Here is a 23,564-nt window from a genome sequence, read left to right on the forward strand (position 1 = left end):
ACCTTTAATTGTCATTCTGAACGCAGTTGAGAACAGGTAGGCCCTGCGAAGCAAATCTTTTATTAAAAGATCCTTCGTACTTACGACGGACCCCCACTGGGAAAGTCGTCATTGCGAGAAGGAACGACGCAGCAATCTTTACGGACAAAAATCATTGGCATGAAAGATTGCTGCGTCGGCTGAAAAAGCCTTCTCGCAATGACGACTCAACGAGAAGGAAATAAAGTTTAATCAACCTCATTTTGTATAAATAAATAATCTTCAGAAATTCACAATGAAAAAAGCCATTACGCTTTCATTTAACGTACTGGCTTTTGTAATCTTAAAAAGATCTGACTATTATTTACTTTTCAACTCATTTAAAATAGGCTTATCCAGGCTTGTTAAAATATTTTGTCTTGGTTTAAGCAATTCGAAAACCACGATTTCGTTCTTTCCTTTTTTCAACCATTCTGCAGGCAGATAAATGGTTTGTTGCGGACCAATGCCCCAATATTTACCTAAGTTATGTCCGTTAACCCAAACCAGTCCTTTGCCCCACTGGCGCATATCCAGATACGTATCGGCAACTTTGGTTAAATTAAAGCTGGCTGATTTAAGTGCTGCTGCCGACGGGCTGTTTACTTTGTCTTGTAGTTTTTGGGCGTCTATATTATCAAAAGGTAAAGAATACATTTTCCACGATTTAATCTCCTTACCATTAAAAGTTACATTTTTGGTAATCCCTTTGTTGTTTTTAAGCAGGTAAGGACCAAAGTTGATCCTTCCCAGGTTTTCAACTAAGATATCCAATTGTACATTACCGGCAGGAAGACTAACGGCCAAACTATCCTGATAAAGCCTCCTGTCTAAAACACCAACCAGTTTTTTATTGATGTATACCAGGCCGTAATCGCGCAGTTCGTTAATTTTGATTACACCTTTACGTCCACCTTTTATGGTAGAGCTGTACAGCACAAAACCATAGGGTTGGTTAAGTGCTTCGAAAGTTAATGGTTGTTCATTTAACTTTGGTTTACCGATCAGGCTAAAGATATCGGTAGATTTGGTAAATTTAATGGTTGGCAATGCCGCAGCAGGTTTAGCCGCTGGCACCTCGGGAAGTACCTGGTTCGCCGATAAATTCCTTTTGATCACTTCGCGGAAAAGCATAAATTTTGGTGTCGCATTACCCGCTTCATCTAAGGGCGCGTCGTAATCATAACTGCTGATCTGCGGTTCGTAAGCGGTTGAATCGTTATAGTTTGCACCATTCATAAAACCCCGGGTTGTACCACCATGAAACATATACATATTGATGGAAATGCCTCCTTTAAGTGCAGTATCTAATTTATTGGCATATGCTTTTGGATCTACCTCATGGTGTTTGGTACCCCACCAATCAAACCAGGCCGGATACCATTCTGGTACAAAGTAAGGGCCTTTACCCTTGTTATACTTGTTAATCAAGGTTCTGATCTGATCAGGATTATCGATCCCGTTAACGCCTGGAAGTAAACCAGCCAGGTGTCCGCCTGCTAATGCCGGAACCGGATCACAGGTGGAAAGTATACCATCAAAACCGGCATCTTTAAAGAGCTGTTCATTAATTTTCAAATATTCTTTATCATTTCCATAAGAACCATATTCGTTTTCTACCTGTACCATTAAAATGTTGCCACCACGGTTAACCTGCAAAGGCGCCAAGCGTTTACCAATCTCGGTAATATATTCCTTGTACTCTTTTAAATATTGTGCTTCTTTACTCCTTACCTGCAAACCTTTAATGTTCTGCAACCAGTATGGATAACCGCCAAATTCCCATTCGGCACATACATACGGACTCGGGCGAAGCAATACCCATAAACCTTCTTCTTTTGCAATACGAACAAATTCGGTAATATCATTATTACCAGAAAAATCAAAATGATCTTTCTGCGGCTCATGTACATTCCAGAACACATAAGTACCAATAGTATTGAGGCCCATGGCTTTGGCCATTTTCATTCTATCGCGCCAGGCTTCTCTCGGTATCCGGGGATAATGCATTTCTCCCGAAATGATCTGAAAGGGTTTGTTATCAAGCAGAAAAACCGAGTCTGCCAGTTTAAAAGTATGCTTACTTTGCGCAAATGCACCAAAGCTGGCAAAACAAGTAATTAAAATTACTTTAATCCATAGGTGTTTTAAGGTAGGTTTCATCAAAAAGGTATTATTTAAAAAATCAAAAGCATAGTTTTCCCATATCATTTTGTAAAATGCTTTACAGCACAAACCAAATGTTAAGGATTTATGAAATGAGTAACGTTATCATTTCAAATTAATCAGGTTTAATTGCTGATTACGGTGGTAACAGATTTAGCAGGAATACGCACCTGTTTGGTATCCTGATATTGTTTATAGGGCGACAAATTGTATTGATCTGATGTAACATAGGTTTGTACAGCACTTTGCTTACTTCCCTTTACCTCCATGTTCAGCTCAAGATCGTTTTCTGTAGGATTAACCACTACGGTTACGATCTTTTTATTTTGCTGATAGGATGATATATTAACCTGAGGCACATCTGCCCCCAGGGTTTTAACCTGAAGCCGCTTACTGCCAGGGTTAATAAAACGGCTATAGTTACCCAAAGCCCACAGCAGTTTACTATCATAAACCTGTCCATCTGTTTTATTTTTATCGATATAAACCAAACCATCCTTGTAATCGCCGGTGGATACGCCCAGCCACCATTGCCATGAGGTTGCGTTAGATATCACGAGGTCATGATGGATCAGCCTGGCGATAAAAAGTGCTGTAACCATGCCCAAATCACGTTTTTCGCCTTTAAGCACCTCATCACCAAGTACGCAATATTCAGACATCCAATACCTTAACCCTTTGATTTGCGCTACGGCTTCGGCTGTTTTCTTACGGACACCAATAAACTTTTCTTCCGGACTGGTGGTAAAATAACTATGGCCAGAGATAGATTCATCTATATTTGCAAGGTTGCCAACATAATTGGGAGATGCCGGATTAAAGAACTGCTGTACCTGGTTTCCCTTCGCACTATTTCCGTTATTATATAAATAATCGAGCTGACCGGCCTCTCCTATCTGTATTTTGGTTTTCACCTGATTCTTAACCAAAGCATCATTAACACCCCGGTAAAGTTGAGCAAGTTCGGTATTGTTATACGGACAGCCTTCCTGATTATGTTCATTCCATTTCCATTGCGGCTCGTTTGCAGGGCTAAGGTAGCTGAGTTCTATTCCTGTTGTTTTCTTTATTCCTTTAATGGTTTTAACCAGGTAATCGGCAAACTGCGGAAGTTTATCAAAATTCAGGTTGCAGTTTCCATCTGTAGAATAGGCTTTGCCATTTTTGGTAAATAATACGTGCGGACTGTTTACGAAGCCGATAAACTGCTTTACGCCGCGATTTTGGGCTGCTTTTAAAAACCAGGTTTGACCGGGCATTGCGTTCCAGTCATAAGTACCATCAGGCTGCAGAAAAGCGTATTGACGACGCCATTCGTCGCCAATATCGCTTGCCTTACCTTGGGCGGCACTACCGCCTCCAATGCTGAAACGCCACATGTTAAGCCCAATGCCCAGGGGTTGCCCCACTTTGGTGGTTTGGGTGCTAAAAAGCAAATCGGCCATTCTATCCTTTTTTTCTGCGGGCCATAAACCTGCGAACTGACAAGTCCATGCATCAGAAGCGCCAAAACCCTCTATGGTTTGGAATGTGACGGCAGGATCTATTTCTATTTTTAGAGGCGTTTCTTGTGCAAGCGTTGCGCTACCATATAAAAATAAGGCCAGACAGATAAAAGAACGGTTTAGATTGGAGGATGACTTCAACATGTAAACAATTAATTTCTATTGATTAGTAACCTGGGTTTTGCTGCAATTTACCACCTGATGCTAAAATTTCGGCTCTTGGTATTGGTAACCAATAGTGTTTGGTTTCAAACTTACGTCCATCTAAAGCAACTTTAGGGGTGTAAGTAAAACCAGTAGCGGTTTTGGTCACGATTATTCCGCCAGCAGGTTTGTTTTCGGTTACCTCTGCGATTTTCCACCTTCTCACATCATAAAAACGATGTTCTTCAAAAGCCAGCTCTACCCTACGCTCATAACGAACCGCATCGCGCATTTGTGCCTGCGTAAGTCCGACAGCCAATGCAGGCATGTTAACGCCTGGTCTGGCCCTCACCATGTTTACAGCATCTCTTGCAGACATGGTAGATCCCGAAGGAACAGCATCAGGTCCGTAAGCTTCATTTGCAGCTTCAGCATAGTTAAGCAAAATTTCTGCATATCTAAAATAAATCCATGGTTGAAAACCTGCATTGCCCCAAGGGTTTTGTAATGGATAGGCATCATTCATGAATTTTTTAAGGTAATATCCGGTTTTACTTGTATTCCAGTTGTCATTTCCATCTTTACTATCTCTTCCTCCCGGAACAAAGGTTTCTACGTTACGCTCACGGTAGGCTGCACCATTATACAAAATGGTAGCTGCAAAACGTGGATCACGACCTTTATACGGTTCGTTGCTATCATAACCAGAGGTAGGATCGGTAATCGGTTTACCGTTGGCCATTTCGTAATCATCTACCAGGTTCTGCATCGGTAAATTTCCACCCCAACCACCATAACCGTTTGGTCCATTTGCAATTTCCAAATGGGTATGATTGGCATTCTTGGTAAACAACCTTGCAAAAATAACTTCATTGGTTTGGTCGGTTAAAAACAAGTTTGCGTATCCCCCGGTATATATTCCATATTTATTTAAAGAGATCACCGCCTGGGCTGCCGTAACAGCGGCCTGCCAGGTACCTGCATTGTACAACGGACTTGCGGCATACAACAGTAAACGCGACTTAAGTGCCAATGCCGCACCTTTAGTAGCTCTACCAATTAACCAGCTGCCACTATTATCTAAAGGTAAATCTGCAGCAGCCTGATCGAGTTGAGTGGCCACATAATCTATAGATTCTTTAATCGAAGCACGTTGAAACAATGCCGGATCTTGTAGATTGTCCGAAAGTTCAACTATCTTATCCCCCATTAAGACGATGCCGCCGTAGTTTCTGATTAAATCCTGATAACGAAACGCTCTGATGAATTTAATCTCAGCTATCAATTGTTTTTTATGTGTTGCACTCATTGAAATTTTGGACAGTACTGATAGTGCGTAATTACATTCTCTGATACCGCGATAACTTCTTCCCCAATATACGCCGGCGCTTCCTAAATTTTCGGGAGCCAGCTGCCCTCTCTGGATTAACCAGGTCGCATCATCATTATTGTAAACAGATTCATCGGTAAAAGAACTCCACATGCTGTATTCAAAACCTCTGCCAAAACCTGGTACAGATCCATCACCTTCTTTATCCTGTAAGCGTGTACCCAGATACCGGTTGGTTATATAAGCCTCTAATGCTGTCGTATCATTTTCTATGGTAGCAGGCAAAAGAATATCGGTTGGTTCGACGTTTAAAATTTCTTTTTTACAGCCCACCATAGCCCCTGAAACAAGGGATAGGCCTAAAAGTGTTATATATATTGATTTGATTTTCATGATGTTTAAAATTTAATATTGGCGCCTAAGTTAATGATGCGTTGCTGAGGGTAAAACTGTCCGCTACCACTGGTTCCTTCCGGATCGTAATCTTTCACTTTAGAAATGGTGAATAAGTTAAAGGCACTGGCATAAACCCTTACTCCGGAAACGTTGATGCGATCTAAGAAGCTGGCCTTAATGTTATAGGCAAGCTCTACGTTTTTAAGCCTTAAGAACGAGGCATCATTTAACCAAAAGGTATTATTAAACTGCCCACCGCTAATGGCATTAGATGCACGGTCGGTTACCCTTGGATAGGTTCCGTTAGGGTTTGCAGCACTAAACCTGTTATCGGCCCAACTGCTGTAAAAGTTACCTACACTACCTGATTCTGGCAAAACGTATTGGCTTACCTGGGTTTGTCCGGCTAATACCATCGATAAATCAAAGTTTTTGTAAGAAGCACCAAGTGTAAATCCATACGTAATTTGAGGGATGTTGCTATATGGTGTTCTGGTCTGGTCATCGGCAGTAATTTTACCGTCATTATTGTAATCCAGGTATTTAAGATCACCAACTTTGGCACCGCTAACATGCGGGTAAGCATCCAACTCCTGTTGTGTTCTAAATATACCGATCGCATTGTACAGTAGGCCGGCATTTAATGGTCTTCCGGTCTGGCGCTGATAATCTAATGTTCCACTGGCTTCATCAATAAAAATCACTTTACTTTTAGCATAAGTAAAGTTACCTGATGCATTCCATTTAAAGTTTTCGCCGTTGTGGTTGTAATCTAAAGTAGCTTCGAAACCTTCGTTATTCACTTTACCTATATTTTCTGAAGGTACTAATGGCGTGTAGTTCGCGCTGTTATCATTAAATGGATTTACAATACCTGAAGAACCTGGTACTGATGCATTACGTGTGGTTAAGATATCAGATCTTTTCTGCTGGAAATAAATGGCCTCAATACTAAAATTCTTAAACACCGTGGCATTAATACCAATATCAAGCTTTTTGGCTACCTCCCAGGTAATGTTTGGATTTGCCAGTTTAACCAGATTTACGCCCGGTTGTATGGTTGATGATGTGGCGCCCGGGCTTTGAGCTACAAATCCATTTCCAACCAATACATAATTATCAAAATACTGGAAACCTTTCACATTATCGTTACCCAATGCGCCGTATGATGCCCTGATTTTCAAATTATCAACAAATTTAACATTATCGCTGAACCAATTTTCTTTTGAGATTACCCATCCCACAGATGCAGAAGGAAAATAACCATATCGCTTACCCTCCGGGAATATAGATGAGCCATCAATACGTAACTGTCCTTCAAAAAGGTATTTATCATCATAACTATAAGCTAAACGGCTAATTACACTCTTACGGTTATAGTTGGTGCTGTAACCCGAGTTGAGATAATCGGTAGCGGCAGCACCCCCTTGTGAAAGTTCGGGCAAATTGGTAGACAGAAAGTTAAAACGTTGTGCATCGAAATATTCTAAATGGTTTTCGCTTTGCTCATAACCTACAAATGCATTAATATCGTGCAGGTTAAAACGACGTGCGTAATTCAGCTTGATGTTTGAAGTAAGCAATGACTCGTTTTTCTGGCTTTCAGTCAGGGTAGCTCTTTGGTTATTGCCACCCGTAATTACACTGTTATAAGTTTGAGATGTAGAATTGTATTGGTATAATAGATAGGGTTTATTGAAACTTTTGGTAAATACGTTAGATTTATCAGCCGAAAAGAAACCATCAACAGAAAGTCCTTTTACGCCAGGAATAATAAAAGTAGCTCTTAAAATACCATTTAACACCTGCGTTGGCGATTTACTGGTTCCACCGATATCGGTAACCTGCACCGCAGGGTTGGAATTTTCTATACCGGTTGTTGGTAAACCATTTGGATAATATGCGGCTACAATTGGTTTTGCCCTGTAAATAGACCTAAAAATATCGCCGGCTCCAACCTGAGGAAACACACGGTTTTCTTGTCTTCCCGATACCGATAAACCCAATTTAAGGTATTTGGATACGTTAGCATCTACATTTGTGCGGAAATTATATTGGTTGTACTTGGTTGCGCCATTTTTATAAATACCATCTTGAGCAATTGTACCTAACGAAACATAGTATTTAACATCTTCGCTGCCGCCATTAACAGAAAGGCTATGCTGGCTCTGTAAAGCTGTTTTTTTCAAGGTTTGGTCGATCCAATCGGTATTAGGGTACAACAAAGGATCGGAGCCGTTACGGAATTTTTCGATCTGATCTGCCGTGTAAGACTGATTAAGTCCGCCTGAAGGATTAGAATCAAAATTGATTTCGTTCATGATCTGCGCATAAGTAGCAGCATCTGCCATTTTGGGCAATCTTGTTGGTGAGCTAAAACCCTGGTTAAAACTATAATTGATAGTTGGTTTGCCGGTTTTACCTTTTTTGGTGGTTACTAAAATAACACCGTTGGCCGCTCTGTTACCATAAATAGCTGCAGAGGCATCTTTTAGTACTGAAACACTTTCAATATCATTGGGATCTAAACGTTCCAGTCCACCAATCTGTCCGGGGATTCCATCTACAACGATTAATACATTATTACTCCCTGTGGTAGCCAGGCCCCTGATGGTGATGTTGGAACCGTCATAACCAGGTTCACCACTTCTGTTGTTGATCACTACGCCGGAAAAACGGCCAGCTAAAGAATTGGATAAGTTGGGTTGAGGACTTTTCACCAGGTCGGCTCCTTTTACCTGCGATATTGATCCGGTAAGGGTTGCTTTCTTCTGGGTTCCGTAACCCACCACCACTAATTCGTTCAGAGTTTTCGTATCGGCACTCAGCTGAACATTAATGGTTGTTCTATCTCCAACGGTTTGTTCCTGACTGGTGTAACCCACGTAAGAAAAAACCAATACATCAGTTGTGGATGCTACACTAATGCTATATTTACCTTTTGCATCGGTTTGAACTGCTTTTTCAGTTCCCTTAATCTTAACTGCTACTCCCGGAAATGGCACTCCGTCACTTGTAACAGTACCCGTTACCACAATCTCCCGTGCCAGTTTCATTTTTTCTGCCGATATAGCAAAGGAAGAAGCGGCTACAGGTAAACTAATTGATAAGATAAATAGAAAAGCCAGTGCTTTAATTTTAAAGCATTTTAAAGGCGAAAATTCCTTCAGATTTTTTTTTCTCATTTGGTTTGCACATTAATATTTGGTTAGCAGATCAGATCTACACTTAGATAAACAGAATGTTGTTATCAGATTTTATAGTGATAGAACTGCTTTATAAGGGGCTAAAGTAGTGCTAACAAACCACATAAAAAGGGTACAAACAATCCAAATTTAAGGGGTAAACAGACCGAAAATGAGCTTAAATGAGGTTTTAAGGCATATTTTGAGAAACAGGGAGTAAATACAGTTATGGTTTACTTTTTTTACCCGTTGTGTTTACCTGGATATGATTAGAAAATGGCTTCCTGAATTTTTTAATGTACTGCGATGGATTTATATTAAACAATTTATAAAACTGCTCTCTAAAATATTTGGGATCGGTAATGCCTACCAGGTACGAAGTTTCCTGAATGGTTTTATCAGTATTGATAAAAATTTCGGCCGCTTTCCTTAGCCTGATGAAACGGATAAAGCCGTTGGCAGACTGACCTGAAATGGATTTAATTTTACGGTATAAGTTAGATCTCGACATCCCTAATAAAGCCGATAAGGTATCGATATTAAAATCAGGATCGGTAAGGTGTTCTTCCACAATGCGGATACAGTTATCTAAAAACTCCTTATATTCTGCAGAGATTTTAATATGGTTGGAGTTAAGTGTAATTTCATTATAAAAGTACTTTTGCAGTGCGTTTTTACTTTTTAATATACTGGCCACCCTTGCTTTTAAAAAATCCTTATCAAAAGGTTTACTGATATAATCGTCGGCTCCACCTTCTATCCCTTTAAGTTTAACTTCCGGTGCAGAAATGGCCGTAAGTAAAATAATCGGGATATGAGAAATGGAAACATCTTCTTTTATTTTGCTGCAAAGTTCTATGCCCGTCATGCCGTCCATCATTACATCGCAAATCACAATATCAGGTAACAGCTCTTTCGTCATTTCATAACCTTTTTCTCCATTACTGGCTTCATAAAGATGATAATCCATTTTAAAAACCTGTTTAAGGTATTCTCTGATCTCCAGATTATCATCAATAATAATCATGCTTTTTGAATCAATGGTGAGCTGGTTTTCGATTACCTGCCCCTCGGCAGCCTCTACAACTTTGTTGGCACTGATCTCATCCTCTATCAATTCTTTGAACAACGAAGATTCGGTATCCACTAACGCCTCTTCCAATATAACAGCATCTTTAAAATGACTTAAACCGCGTAATAAAGCAATATTAAAGGTAGTTCCCTTATTTTCCGCGCTGGTGTAGTTTATGGTGCCTCCATGCATTTCAACAAAAGTTTTAGCCAGGTATAAACCTATACCAAAACCGCCTTTGGCTGATTTATTACCGGGATCCTGATAAAACTTCTCGTACAGTTTTTCTCCTGCTACTTCTACAATACCACAGCCGGAATCTTCAACACTAATGACTACATTTTCCTTGCTGTTATCTACCATCATCTTCACCGTCCCGCCTTCTGGCGTAAATTTTATTGCATTTGAAAGCAGGTTAAAGAACACGATTTCCATTTTTTCGCGGTCAGCATAAAAAGCAATCATCTCATCGGTACAGCTAAACTCAAGCGTTATATTTTTTGACCGGGCCTGGTGTATAAAACAAAGAAATACCTCTTTACACAGATTTACCAGATTTATCGGTGCTACCTTTAACTTTTCGCCATAAGTATCTGCCTTCCTAAACAACAATAGCTGATCAACCAAACTTAACAGCCGCTTGGCATTCCGGTATACAATATTTAAATCGGTAGTATCAACGTTATTGTCATTTTTGTACAAAAGTTCTTTAACCGGATTGATAATTAAGGTAAGCGGTGTGCGGAACTCGTGCGATACGTTGGTAAAAAAAGATAGTTTCTTCTCGCTCAGCTCCTTTTCTTTTTCGCTTTCTATGTGGGCCAGTTTAATCTGAAATTTTAAATCAGATTGGTACTCGCGATATTTAAGATAAGCATACACCATACCAAAGAAAGCCAAACCATATAAACAAAAAGCCCACCAGGTGCGGTACCAAGGTGGCGTAATGATAATCTGGAGCGAATTTCCGGTCATATTCCAAATGCCATCATTGTTTGATGCCCTGATCCTTAAGGTGTATTTACCGGGATTTAAGTTGGTATAGGTTACTTTATGTTCACTACCGCTATAATTCCATTTTTTATCAAAACCTTCCAGAAAATAAGCATATTGGTTTTTTTCTGAAAGTGTATAATTCAGGGCCACAAAACCGAAAGAAAGCACACTCTGATCGTAAGGCAGGGTAATACTTTTCGTCATGTAAACAGGTGATTTTAAAGGGGAGTCGTCGCCAGGGAGAATCAGTTTGTTAAAAATCGAAAAATCAGAAAAGTAAACCGCAGGCGCTTCTTTATTATATTTGAGTTGTTGTGGATTAAAATGAACGATACCTTTGTTACCTGCCACATAAATTTCTCCTTTAGCATTTTTGCAGATGGCCTCATTGGCGTAAACGCCGTCCTTTTCATCATAATTTTTAACCGTTTTGGATACCGGATCGAAAAGCGAAATACCTTGCTCGGTAGTTACCCATAACTTGCCATTGTTATCTTCTACCAGGTCGGTAAAAACATTGCTGGCGAAACCATTTTGTTTTGAATATACCTCGAAAGTATTTGTTTTGGCTACATATTTATTCAATCCATCCCGGGTGCAGATCCAAATATTTTGATGCGAATCCAGATAAAGACGAGTTACAATATTATTGCTAATGCCGCCTTTTTTTGAATTATCGATCCTGTAATTCGTAAACTTTTTGGTTTTAGTGTTAAAACGGCTCAAGCCACTGCCGTAGGTTCCTATCCAGATGTTGCCCTGAGCATCTTTTAAAAGGCAGTTTAAATGATTGTTACTTAATGAACTTAAATTTTTGGGATCGTTATAATAATGCGTATAAGCTTTGGTTTTATTGTTATAGATTTTTAAGCCGGCATCCGTAGCTAAATAATATTCGCCATCGTTTACTTCTATCAGATCCCTAAAAACATCTTCATTGAAAAAAATACCCAGTGCAGAACGATGGTGGTGATGTAGAAACTTGTTCTCTTTTTCGTTATAACGGTCAAACCCATTCTCGCTCATTACCCATAAATCACCTCTCAAATCAACAGAAAGCTTGATAATATCATTACTGGATAAACTGTTTAAGTTGTTATTGTGCGAAAGTCTGGTAATGGAACGGTTATCCGGATTATATTTATAAAGGCCTTTGTTGGTACCCAGCCAAAAATTGCCCTCATTGCTAATGATTGATTTGATTTCTGCCTGTCCGAAAGGGAGCGAGATGAAATTAAACTTGTACTGGTTAAAATCAATTTTACTAAGACCATTTTTACCACATAGCCAGATCACGCCGGTTTTATCACGGTAAAAGCTTCCATTGGCAAAAAATTCGAGTTTATCTATTTTATCCCATTTATTGAGTTTTGTATTTACCCAAAATATTCCTGCGCTTCCGCCTACCAGTAATTTTCCGGCACTTAAACTCAAAATGTTAAATACAGCAGAATTACCTGTGTTACCGCTATTGTAAGTGGTAAACATCTCCTTTTCAGGATCAAAACGAAACAGATCGCCTTTCCAATAACACCCGATCCAGATCATGCCCTCATTGTCGATGCAGAGCGTCCAGATGTCATTTGGATTTTTTTGACCGGCGATTTCCTTTTGCATATAATTGGTAAACCGCTTTGTTTTTTGATCGAATTTATTCAGCCCATTGCTCCAGTTGCCGAGCCATAAATTGCCAGACGCGTCTTCGGCAATGGCATTCACCGATTTTCCTTTAATGGCATAAGCGTTCTTGGGATCGGGCTGATAAACCTTAAATGTTTTCGATTTGCTGTTGTAAAGATTAAACCCATCATCGGTACCTACCCATAATTTGTTTGTTTTATCGATCAGCAGAGACCAGATCTTGTTATTGCTGAGTGACGTTTTACTGTTTTCTTTATGGTAAAAACGTTCAAATTTCTCGGTTACCGGATCGAACCTGTTTAAGCCGTTCATGGTACCCACCCAAAACACGCCATGGCTATCCTCTACCATTGCATTGATGTAGTTATTGGTTAAGGAAGTGCTATCGCCAGCGATGTTTACATAAATTTTGAAAGAATAACCATCAAATTTACAGAGTCCGTTTTCTGTACCGATCCAGACAAAACCTCTTTTATCTTTTAGTGCAACAGTGGTATTTTTAGAGGGGAGACCGTCATTAATACCGTATGTTTTAAGTACATAATGTTCCGGAATAGCCGTTTGATCCTTTACCTGTGCTTTGATGCTGCTAAAAAACAGCAGGCATTGCAGGGTAAAACCAAATGCTTTGATAAATTTCATCATTAAAAGGCAAACCAGTAGCTAAAAATTGGTTAGCGGGTGTAAAGATACAATTTGCCGAGGTATGGTTCAATCCATACATTCCACATCTCCGAAATCGTCATATTGATGGATAATTATTGAGATCTCTTCACTCCGCGCCGCTCAGGCCGAATGACGACCGAATATTTATAGGAAGCTGTAAGTGACAACTTCTTTCAGTATCTTTCCAATTGCATTTTTTTTTTGCCACGGAAACGCAAAATCGCACGGAATGAAGAAAATCTAGATTTCCATCCAAGCCCACGCAATCATCGCCATGCAACTGTCATCACCATTCAATCGCCATCATGAACGATAATTTATTGGATAAAGACAATATGAGTGATTTAATAATCTGCTACAAAGATCTCTCCACTCCGCTTTGCTCCGGTCGAGATGACGACCGCACTAATCGAATCTTTACATGGCGCCTTGTTTCAGGATCTCTCTTGATTACATTATTTTCGCCACGCCTGCCCCACCATTCAGGCGGGGAAGCACAGATTTACACGGAATAGTTTATCTTTTTTGCTTTCAGCTTTAGTCTTTTAGCTTTGGTCTTTAAGCTTTAGCCTTTACACTCTCCACTTCCCTAAAAATCAGAATAGTCTGTTGGGTAAACAAATTTGGTATCGTTTTTAGAAACATTATGCTGATACTCTGGCATAGCCGATAATTTTTTCCAATAATCATCTGCTGAGAAGGCTTTCCAGTGTGCATCTCTATCGGCTTTGTTTTCAAAAGTGGTTAAATACATGAGGTTAGGCATGCGGCTTCCGGCAATTACTTCCCCATAAAATACGGCATTAAAATTTAACCTTTTGAACAAACCGATCTCGTCGCCTTTATTGAACATTTGAACTTTGTTCTGAAAGTATTTCTCCGTAGGTGCTTCGTAGCTTCTTAATTCGTAAACCCTTTCTTTCATTGGCGATTTTAGATTGGGCAGCATAAAATGAGGTGCATCTTCAAAAGCTTTTAATACAATAGATTCCAGCCGCTCGAAAGGGGCATCGGTGTAAACGGCATCCAGATAGGACTTACCATCAACTGCATATTGCTTATCTTTCGCAAGCTTTTTATCCAGTTCCAAAATTCCATTAAGCGATTTTAGTGGAATAAATACATAAATGAGTTTTTCGGTAACTCCGGCCTGATCACTTACTATTGGCTTAAACACACCCACCTTAGCTATTCCATTGCGATGTAATGCAGGCAAATACGCTTTTTGCAAATAATCGTCTACTACCTCTTCCTGGGCATCGGTTTTGAGGTGGTAAATTTTAATCTGATAGAAATCTATTGAGGCATTAGCTGCAAATGCACTAGATAACAGTAAAAATAAAAGCAGACAAGATATTTTGATTTTGGACAACATGTTAGGATTGATTGTTAAGATGGAAAATTAATAAAGTTTTCGGGTAAAACTGAAAATATCTTTTTTTAACTGACCGTTTTTATCCTTTTCTTCCAGTATAACGCTTAATTTATTTTTAGCAATCAATCTATAACTTAACCTTACCGATTTATCTTTCATTTCAAAAACCGCAAGTTTTCCTTTTAAGGTTACCAAAGGAAAAAGTAAGGGCTTTTCTTTGTCTTCCCAAGCCATGTTTCCGCGCTCAAAGTGCCGCATTTTCATCACGGGCAAACCTTCTTCAAGTTCAATGACTACAAATTCGTAAAATAAGGCTTTACCATCCTTAACACACCGAAAGCTGCTCATCATGCTTTCGCCCTTTGGCTCACTCCAAAATTCTTCCAGATCGCCCCAGTCACTTTTCTGCACCCAGGTTCCAGACATAAATGCCAAATCTTTTACTGCAGCTTTCTTCACCTGTGCAAAAGCAGAAACAGCTAAGCATAAGAAAACCAAAACCAAAAAGTTATTTTTCATAGCCTAATTTATCATAGCTAAAATAACAAATTATGTTCGATTTTCAGTATGCATTGATCAGTTGAAGTTAACACTTGGCAATAAACAGTTCGCAGTTACTAATGAGCCAGTGAAACATTAACCAATTAACTAATGACCAACAAACCAACCTTACTTTGAAATATTTGGATTTGGCGCTTCGGCATTGAGTAAATGTTTTACAAAGAAATCACGCTTACGTCTACGTCCATAAACACCTCCATCGCTGTGTCCCATGCCTGGAATGCTTAAAATATCGAAATTTTTATTGGCTTTGATCAGTGCATCGGCCAATCTGTAGGTCGATTCTGGTGGTACATTTTCATCTGCTTCACCTACAATTAAAAACAGATCGCCCTGTAATTTAGCCGCGTTGGTAATATTAGACTGTTCGCCATAATGCGGCCCTACCGGATAGCCCATCCATTGTTCGTTCCACCATTGTTTATCGATGCGATTATCGTGACAGCCACAGGCTGAAACCGCAGCTTTATAAAACTCAGGATGCGATAACAGTGCACCAGTAGAGCTTTGTCCACCCGCCGAAGTACCATAAATCCCTACCCTGGAAATATCCGCATTTGGATACTTAAGCGCCATCGCTTTCATCCATAATATCCGGTCAGGAAATCCGGAGTCGGCTATGTTTTTCCAGCATACATCATGAAAAGCTTTAGAGCGGTTAGCCGTACCCATTCCGTCAATCTGCACCACAATAAAACCTAATTCGGCTATGCTCTGCATTTCACTGGCCGGCAAGAAACTTTTTGGCACAAAACTATCATGAGGACCTGCATAAATATTTTCGATAACAGGGTATGTTTTGTTAGCATCCATTTTTGAAGGGAAGCAAACAATTCCCCATATATCGGTTTTGCCATCTCTTCCTTTGGCTACAAATACTTCTGGCAGTTTAACCCCTGTAGCTAAATAGGCATCTGTTTTTCCATGTTCTATTTCACTTACCTTTTTGGTGCTTTCAGTAAGCCTTAATTCACTAACCGGTGGTACATTTACCTGAGAATAAGTATCAATATAATATTTTCGATCAGGCGAGAAGCTGAGGCTATGATTACCTTTTTCTGGTGTGAGGTTTACCAGTCCTTTACCATCAAAGCCTATTCTGTAATAATGGATAAAGTAAGGATCTTCACCAGCATGCATGCCATTTGCCCTGAACCATACCTGGCGTTTTACAATATCTACACTATCAATGTCCCTAACCACATAATTTCCTTTTGTAATTAACTGCTGCTTTCCGGTTAAGGCATTTACCAGATAAAGATGCTGCCAGCCATCCTGCTCGCTTGTCCACAATATTTCATTTGTTTTGGGCAGGTATCTGGTATAAATGCGACTTTCATAAATGAAGGTCTTGGTTTTCTCGTCGATGATGTTTCTCGTTTTTCCTGTTAAAACATCTACTTCGATTACCCTGAAACGCTGATGACCGCGGTCTACTTTCTCATAAGTATAATACCTGCTGTTATTGCCGCGCCAATGCAATTCTGGTGCACCAAAGAAATCAATCGGATCTGCATCTACTTTAATGGCCGTTTTCTTTGCTACATTAAAAACATAGGGCTGATAAGCCGTAAAGTCATCACCAGGTTGCGCATATTCCCTCGTTTTTAATTCGCCACGTGTAGTTCCGGGAACAGAACTTAATACATAATATACATTTTTGATTTCTTTCGGATCAATTTTGTAGGCCACTATGTTTCTGCTATCAGGTGACCAGGCATATTCACCGTAAGGTTTATCAGCACTTCCATCAGCACTTAACCTGGTTTCTGCCTTTGTAGCCAGATCAATTACAAACAGATTGCCACCACGGATCAGGATTTCACTTTTGCCATCTGGCGATTTTTTGATTTCGCGGTTTCCCTGCCAGCGCGATCTGCGTTGTTGTAAAGGCCGCCTGGCATTGTAGCGATAAATATTACTATCGGTGGTATTGGTTAAACTATTATTGCTCAGATTTAACTGATACCATTTATCGGCTATTTTTAATTTTGCAGTACCCTGATCGGCAAAATATAGCTCTGCCAGCTGAATTTTTTGCGGATGCTGTTTTTTGCCAGTAAGCTTTTCTATATTTTGAGCAAGTTTATCATGATCAAATGCGGTTTGACGTTTACCTGTTGCCGCATCTACATAATAATATTCCCATGTTCTATCAGGAAGATTCTTCCTATACCAGAATGCGGTACCATCTTTTTTCCAGAAGGGGGTAATTTCATTGTTGGTTGGAATATTACGTAATGTAGTATCCATTCTCAACGATAACTGGTAAGCAGCTGCTACTTCAGCAGCATTAGGCTGATATGGTTGCAACTTTGTTTGCTGTGCAAGCAACTGAACGGAAACAAAACTTAATAAAGTAAAGGCTATTGATTTTTTAACGGTAGCGTAAATGCTCATTACAGATTTTTTGTGGTAAATATAGTATTGCTGTTTTGCAGGTCTTTTTTGAATTTTGATGAATATCATTATTATTTTAACCCTTTACATCAACCGGGTCTTTCGTTTTCAATTCCTGACGCACGATACCTCCTCTAATCAGATAATAAACCGGGATTCCCATTAAAGTGATGATCAATCCCGGCCAGGTAAATTTGGGTTTAAAAATGATCAGCAGTATGCAAAAGGCAAGTCCCATTAGGATATAAACGACTGGCAGCACTGGGTAACCAAAGGCTTTGTAAGGCCTGTTTGCCTCAGGGCGTTTTTTACGGAGGATAAAGATTCCGAAAATGGTTAGCATGTAAAACATTACCACCACAAAAGAAATCATATCCAGCAGGTCGCTGTATTTTCCGCTAATGCACCATAAACAGGCAAAAATGCATTGTATCCATAATCCAAATCCCGGGACTGCATTTTTGTTGAGTATACCCACTTTTTTAAAGAAAAGTCCATCTTTGGCCATGGAGTAATATACCCTTGCACCAGCCATAATTAAACCATTATTACAACCAAAGGTTGAAACCATAATCATTAAAGCAATAATGTTAGTACCGGCTGTACCGAAAATATGGTTGGCGGCTGAAACAGCTACCCGATCTTTATCTGCATGGGCAATATCCTGTAAGGAAAGCACCCCGGTATACATTACGTTGGTGAGGAGGTAGAGTACGGTTACGATAATGGTTCCTAAGGCTAAACTTAAACCAATATTGCGTGCAGGATTTTTAATTTCGCCGGCGATAAAGGTCACATTATGCCAGGAATCGCTGCTGAATATTGAACCCACCATCGCTGCAGCGATGGCACCGAAAGCCGCGAAAGTGGTGTAAGAACCAATACTTCCATCGGCAGATAACGGTCCTAAAACCCACATATTTTCCCAGTTGGTTTTCCAGATTCCTTTATTCAGAAAGAACAATCCGAAAGCGATCAGACCAAACAGACTTAATAATTTAGCCACCGTGAAGGTCGTTTGGATTACCTTACCGCCATTTACCCCTCTATTGTTAATGTAGGTGAGTAATATGATTACCCCAATGGCCAACAGTTGTGCGGGTGAGATGGTAAAAAAGCCCAAATCAATGGCAACCAGATCTTCACTTAATGCAGGTATGAGATAAGCAGTAAATTTGGCAAATGCAACACCTACGGCGGCAATCGTTGCGGTTTGGATTACCGTGAAAAAACTCCAGCCATATAAAAAACTGATCAGCGGGTTGTACGCTTCCTTTAAATAAATATACTGTCCTCCTGCTTTTGGAAACATGGCACTTAATTCACCATAACTTAATGCAGCAGTAAGCGTCATGAAGCCTGTAATTAGCCAAACCACTAATAGCCAGCCAGAGCTGCCTACATTTCGGGTAATATCTGCACTTACAATAAAAATACCCGAGCCGATCATACTTCCGGCTACAAGCATCGTTGCATCCATCAGCTTAAGCGAGGGTTTAAATTGTGTGGTTTCTTTTTCAGTCATGTTGTGTTTGCTTGGTGGTTCGAAGGTTGGTTGTTGATTTTATTTACTTAAGCTGATCGTAAAAATACCATGAGGTTTTGAAGTCGCGGGTTAAAGGCTGATTAGTTAAAGTAGCCCTGATCATTTCGATAGGGATTAAGTTTTGTTTGATCACGGCATCATGAAAATCCTTAAAGCTCATTTTGCCATTATCTACCAGCTCTTTTTTCAGCGCAAAGAGCTGAAGACCGCCGGTAAGGTAGGCTACCTGGTATAAAGGGCTATAATCGCCTTTGAAAGATCGGCGGACCTCACCTTCTGCATTGGCACGTTCGTGCCCTACACGGTCGACCAGAAAATCCACACACTGCTGAGGGGTCCACCTGCCCAGATGAAAGTTCAGCGAAAACAGAATCCTGGCACAACGGTGCATCCGCCAGAAAAGCATACCCATTTTTTCCTCAGGTGTTTTGGCAAAACCTTTATCGTAAAGCAAAAGTTCCCAGTATAAAGGCCAGCCCTCTATGCTAAAAGGGGTTTGAAAAGGATCGCGATAGCTTTTATATCTGCTATTCATAAAATACTGGTAATGATGGCCTGGTAGAAGTTCGTGCTGCACCGTTCCTCTCGAAAAATAAGGATTGTTACCACGCATACTCATTAACTTATCGTCTTCCTCCATCGTATTGGTAGGATAGGAAATGCTGATTTCGCGCCCACCTGTGAAAAATGGGTTCACCAATTGTCTTTCGGCAGACATCATCACCATACCCCAGGTTTCTTCTGCAAGTGCCGGAATATTGATCAGATTATTGGCTTTGATAAAATTGAGCGCGTCATCCTGTAATTTTACAATCAATTCCGGCTGCCTGCCCAATGGCACATAGCTATTTTTGATTTTTTCCTGTGCCTTTTTCCAGTCATTTCCATAACCCATAGCGGCTGATGCTTTTAAAAGTTCTTCATCGCAAAACTTAAATTCCTTTTCGGCAAGATTAATCAGTTCTTCAGGTGTGTAGGGAATAAGCTCAGCATTTAACTGCCTGATGAGTTCTTCTCGTCCAATAGGATTTCCTTTAATTTCCGGTTTACTTGATTTTACAGCAGGAACGGCATCAGCATCATCAAAAAGTTTGGCGTAATTGGCTAAGGCAAGGTCTAATTTCTCGTAAGGTTTAGGCACCCACCAGGTAAAACCCGGCTCATAATCCATATAAAATTGGTAAAAGCCCTTTAACCGATGTTTCAAACTCAAACTGATGGCTTTTGCCATTTTAAGCTGATCGGGTTTAAGTGCTCCTTTTTTGAAATTCAGATTTAGGGAATCAACTTGTTTCGCAATTTTTTCTATCCCGGCGGCCAGCAGTGCACCATCCTGATAAGTACCTCTTCTTCTTAGGTTTTCGAGTGCGTAAATGGCGTCTGCAAAGGTAAAATACTTTGATAAAGCATTATAATCTGTTTCTTCTCTACTTAAAAGCCAAACCGACGATTCGATCTGTTTTTTAAGCAAAATATAATCCACCTTGCCATAAATGCTGAAATTTTCAAATTGTGCAGCTTTTAGCTTGTTTAAGTAATCGTGATTAATATCCTGCAGGCGTTTCCTTTGGGCCGGACTTTTAAAAGTAGCCATTGGATAAGAATAAGTTACACCTGCTGAATAAGGATAGTAGAAATCGTTGATGGCATCAACATCCTTTTGGTAACCTACAATCAGCGTACCCATTTCGCTGGTTTGTTCGTACAAACTTTCATTTGAAGTTTGAGCCCATGCAAAAGGGCCCGATAACAGGCACACCAATAAGAAAAGGGCAAAAAGGTTTAGTTTATTTTGCATGTGGTTTGGTTAAAACAGGCAATAGCATTGCCTCCATTTGTAAAAAATGGTTACATTATATTAAAAAAGCAGTTGTTTAAGCGCCGATGTAGTTTACCCTGCTTACATTGTTATAGGTATCAATATATGCTCTTGGTGATTGGCCGATAATGCTTTTAAACACCCTGTTAAAATTGGTAATGCTATTAAAACCAGCTTTATAGGCTACGCCTGAAATGCAATCCGCTTTTTCTCCCGATATCAGACTTTTGCAGGCATCATTGATTCTAACTTCATTTAAAAATGACACGAAAGTATGACCAGTATGTTTTTTGAAATACCTGCAGAAAGCCTGAGGCGTCATAAACGCTGCATTCGCCACATCTTCTAATGAAATTTGGCTGTTATAGTTTTCGGTGATGAAATTAATGATCTTACTTAGACGCATACCTTCATTTTCGGTTACGTTGGAAGAATACATATCGGAGCATAAAGGTTCTACATTCTCATTCAAATCCTGAAGGCTGTTAACCATTTTCAGGAAGTTAAACAATACATCAACCCCTGCTGCGTGGTGCACATTCAGCATTTTACCTACTATATTTTTGGTAAATGCAGCCGGAACTTTGAAACCATGCTTGTTTTTAGCTAAAAAAGCACTGGCCAGCTTCATTTCAGGGAGATTAAACAAAGCAGCTAATATGCCATTTGGATTAAAGTAAATAGAACATGCTTTAATGGTTTTATTACTGTCGATGGCGAAATACTCGGGATTACTTTTAAACAGATGCGGAAGTTTGGCTCCAATTAAAAAAACATCTCCAGACCGGAAGGCATGCATATCATTTCCAGCAATTAATGTCCCCTCACCTTTTTCTATATACGTGATCTGCCATTCATCGTGGCGGTGCAGGTATTGATAAAAATATGGAGATTCGATTTGTTCCGATATCACACTTTTGTCATCAGGAACAAGCATGGTAAAAGGTAATACTTTCATAATCCAGTTAGTTTGGTTTGGTTGATTATTATGAATTGAATATATAAATATTAACTCAAATAACCCAATAAAACTCAGATAAGGTTAAAATACTGCTATAATTTGATAAAATATGACGGATTTTAGGCCTCAACCAGATGATTATGAAGCACCATTAATATAATTGGGTCGATCATAACCCGTTAAAAATCCAATGTTTAAGATTATACCGGCCTGTTGGATAACCAAACCAAAGTGACTGAAATATGTCGGGATTACAAATGCCGGCTAACAAAAGCTTGTCTGGATTTGTAATCCAGACCCCTGCGAACTTTGGATCTGTGATCCACTGTTAAAGGATTGAAAGTTAAAGACGGGACTAACGGAGAATTAAAAAAACCGGTAATGGAAATGCTGGCTGGGATCTGAAATATGTCGGAAAATCCCGACTAACAGGCTGGTTTGGATTTGAAATCCGGACGTAACTGGATTTGTAATCTACTATTATAGGACTGAAAAGTTGAAGTCGGGATTAAAAATCCCGACTAACTTAAATCTAAAAATTATCGAACCAATGCGTAGGGTTCAATATTGATATCAGTTGCGATGCCTGAAACGATCTGACTAACCAACAAACCTGTTGCAGGTCCTAAGCTTAAGCCCATCATACCGTGGCCGGTAGCAATGATCAGGTTTTCTCTTTTTTTGCATCTGCCAATATATGGCAAACCATCAGGTGATGAGGGGCGGAAACCATACCAGATATCTTTTTCTGCAGGAACTGCCGGTTTTAAATCAGGGAAATATGCCGGAACGGATTCAACAATCCCTTTAACCCGTTGCATATTAATGCGGGTATTGATCTTATCTAATTCCATTGTTCCGCCGTACCTGATCTGACCATTCATTGGTGTGATGGCCACCCTGGCTTCACATAACAATGCCGGGATAGTTACGCGTTGCTGAGGTTCGGGCTCCATAAATGAATACCCCTTACCTGGCATTAAAGATATTTTAACATCGGCCATTTTAGCCACTGCAGGCGACCACGAACCGGTTGCTAAAATATATTCATCTGCTTCCCAGGAGGTATTACCCGCAAAAACCTTAGTAATGCGATTTCCTGATGTTTCAATTTTATCAACTTCTTTGTTACGCTGTATACTAACGCCATTCTTTATTAGATATTTGAGCAGGGCGTCCATCAATTTTGTTGGGTAAAGGTGGGCATCACAACGATAGTGTACTGCTCCCAAAACATCTAATTTTAAATCTGGCTGTAAAGCACGGCATTCATCGGCAGTAAGTACGGCCATATCTAGCCCAAGTTCTATTGCACGTGCAGCTAAATGCGCCTCCTCTTCAGCAGCTTTTTCTGTTTTGTAAAATGCCAGAATGCCGTTTTTGGTTAATTCGAAATCGAACTCCGGCTCTTTAGCCAGGCCCTCATATAGTTTTTTGCTCAGCAAAGATAAATCACGTAATGGTACTGCCGCCTGGCTTACATGTTTTGCTGTGGCATGTTTCATAAATTTCAAGCCCCAGCTAACGAGGTTTGCGTTTAATGAAGGGCGCACATAAAAAGGGCTTTTGCTATCGAACATCCAGCGGATCCCCTGCTGTATCATTCCCGGCGCTGCCAGAGGAACAAAATGGCTCGGCACAATCATCCCTGCATTACCAAATGAGCAGTTGTCGGTAATATCTCCCTTATCCAAAATTGTTACTTCGTAGCCCCTTTTCTGCAAATAATATGCTGACGTCAGACCTACTATTCCACCACCTATAATTAATACTTTCGACATGC

Annotated in this window: 12 protein-coding genes; all 12 read right to left on the reverse strand. The window is 39.9% G+C overall.

Going from position 1 to position 23,564, the window contains the following annotated elements; all coding sequences use genetic code 11:
* Nucleotides 1-339: 339 nt before the first annotated feature.
* The 12 genes from ACIQXP_RS00850 to ACIQXP_RS00905 all read right to left on the reverse strand — a co-directional run bounded on the left by ACIQXP_RS00850 (nucleotide 340) and on the right by ACIQXP_RS00905 (nucleotide 23,562).
* Nucleotides 340-2,181, reverse strand: coding sequence for a glycoside hydrolase family 35 protein (locus ACIQXP_RS00850; RefSeq protein WP_387504364.1), 1,842 nt, complete (start codon nucleotides 2,179-2,181; stop codon nucleotides 340-342).
* Between the two features lie 128 nt (nucleotides 2,182-2,309).
* Nucleotides 2,310-3,833 (reverse strand): glycoside hydrolase, encoded by a 1,524-nt coding sequence (locus ACIQXP_RS00855; RefSeq protein WP_387504363.1) that lies wholly within the window; start codon nucleotides 3,831-3,833, stop codon nucleotides 2,310-2,312.
* 22 nt (nucleotides 3,834-3,855) lie between these two features.
* Nucleotides 3,856-5,556, reverse strand: a complete 1,701-nt coding sequence (locus ACIQXP_RS00860) for a RagB/SusD family nutrient uptake outer membrane protein (protein WP_387504362.1) — start codon at nucleotides 5,554-5,556, stop codon at nucleotides 3,856-3,858.
* Nucleotides 5,557-5,561: 5 nt separating this feature from the next.
* Nucleotides 5,562-8,744: a SusC/RagA family TonB-linked outer membrane protein gene (locus tag ACIQXP_RS00865; RefSeq protein ID WP_387504361.1), complete on the reverse strand. Its 3,183-nt coding sequence runs from the start codon at nucleotides 8,742-8,744 to the stop codon at nucleotides 5,562-5,564.
* 226 nt (nucleotides 8,745-8,970) lie between these two features.
* The gene (locus tag ACIQXP_RS00870) at nucleotides 8,971-13,098 is read right to left on the reverse strand and encodes a hybrid sensor histidine kinase/response regulator transcription factor (protein WP_387504360.1); all 4,128 of its coding nucleotides are present in this window, start codon (nucleotides 13,096-13,098) and stop codon (nucleotides 8,971-8,973) included.
* Nucleotides 13,099-13,708: 610 nt separating this feature from the next.
* Entirely contained in the window at nucleotides 13,709-14,494 is a 786-nt protein-coding gene (locus tag ACIQXP_RS00875) for an NIPSNAP family protein (RefSeq protein WP_387504359.1), read from the reverse strand.
* Between the two features lie 27 nt (nucleotides 14,495-14,521).
* Entirely contained in the window at nucleotides 14,522-15,013 is a 492-nt protein-coding gene (locus ACIQXP_RS00880) for a DUF6265 family protein (RefSeq protein ID WP_293743549.1), read from the reverse strand.
* Between the two features lie 150 nt (nucleotides 15,014-15,163).
* Nucleotides 15,164-17,524: a S9 family peptidase gene (locus ACIQXP_RS00885; RefSeq protein WP_387504357.1), complete on the reverse strand. Its 2,361-nt coding sequence runs from the start codon at nucleotides 17,522-17,524 to the stop codon at nucleotides 15,164-15,166.
* A 7-nt stretch (nucleotides 17,525-17,531) separates the two neighbouring features.
* Nucleotides 17,532-18,980 (reverse strand): APC family permease, encoded by a 1,449-nt coding sequence (locus tag ACIQXP_RS00890; protein WP_387504356.1) that lies wholly within the window; start codon nucleotides 18,978-18,980, stop codon nucleotides 17,532-17,534.
* Nucleotides 18,981-19,023: 43 nt separating this feature from the next.
* A complete protein-coding gene (locus ACIQXP_RS00895; protein ID WP_387504355.1) occupies nucleotides 19,024-20,799 on the reverse strand; it encodes a DUF885 family protein in 1,776 nt (591 codons plus the stop codon).
* A 76-nt stretch (nucleotides 20,800-20,875) separates the two neighbouring features.
* Nucleotides 20,876-21,778, reverse strand: coding sequence for an AraC family transcriptional regulator (locus tag ACIQXP_RS00900; protein WP_293743545.1), 903 nt, complete (start codon nucleotides 21,776-21,778; stop codon nucleotides 20,876-20,878).
* Between the two features lie 542 nt (nucleotides 21,779-22,320).
* Nucleotides 22,321-23,562, reverse strand: coding sequence for an NAD(P)/FAD-dependent oxidoreductase (locus ACIQXP_RS00905; RefSeq protein WP_387504354.1), 1,242 nt, complete (start codon nucleotides 23,560-23,562; stop codon nucleotides 22,321-22,323).
* Between the last annotated feature and the right edge of the window lie 2 nt (nucleotides 23,563-23,564).

Origin of the sequence: Pedobacter suwonensis (assembly GCF_044762335.1) — a bacterium.
In the GTDB taxonomy this organism is placed as follows: domain Bacteria; phylum Bacteroidota; class Bacteroidia; order Sphingobacteriales; family Sphingobacteriaceae; genus Pedobacter.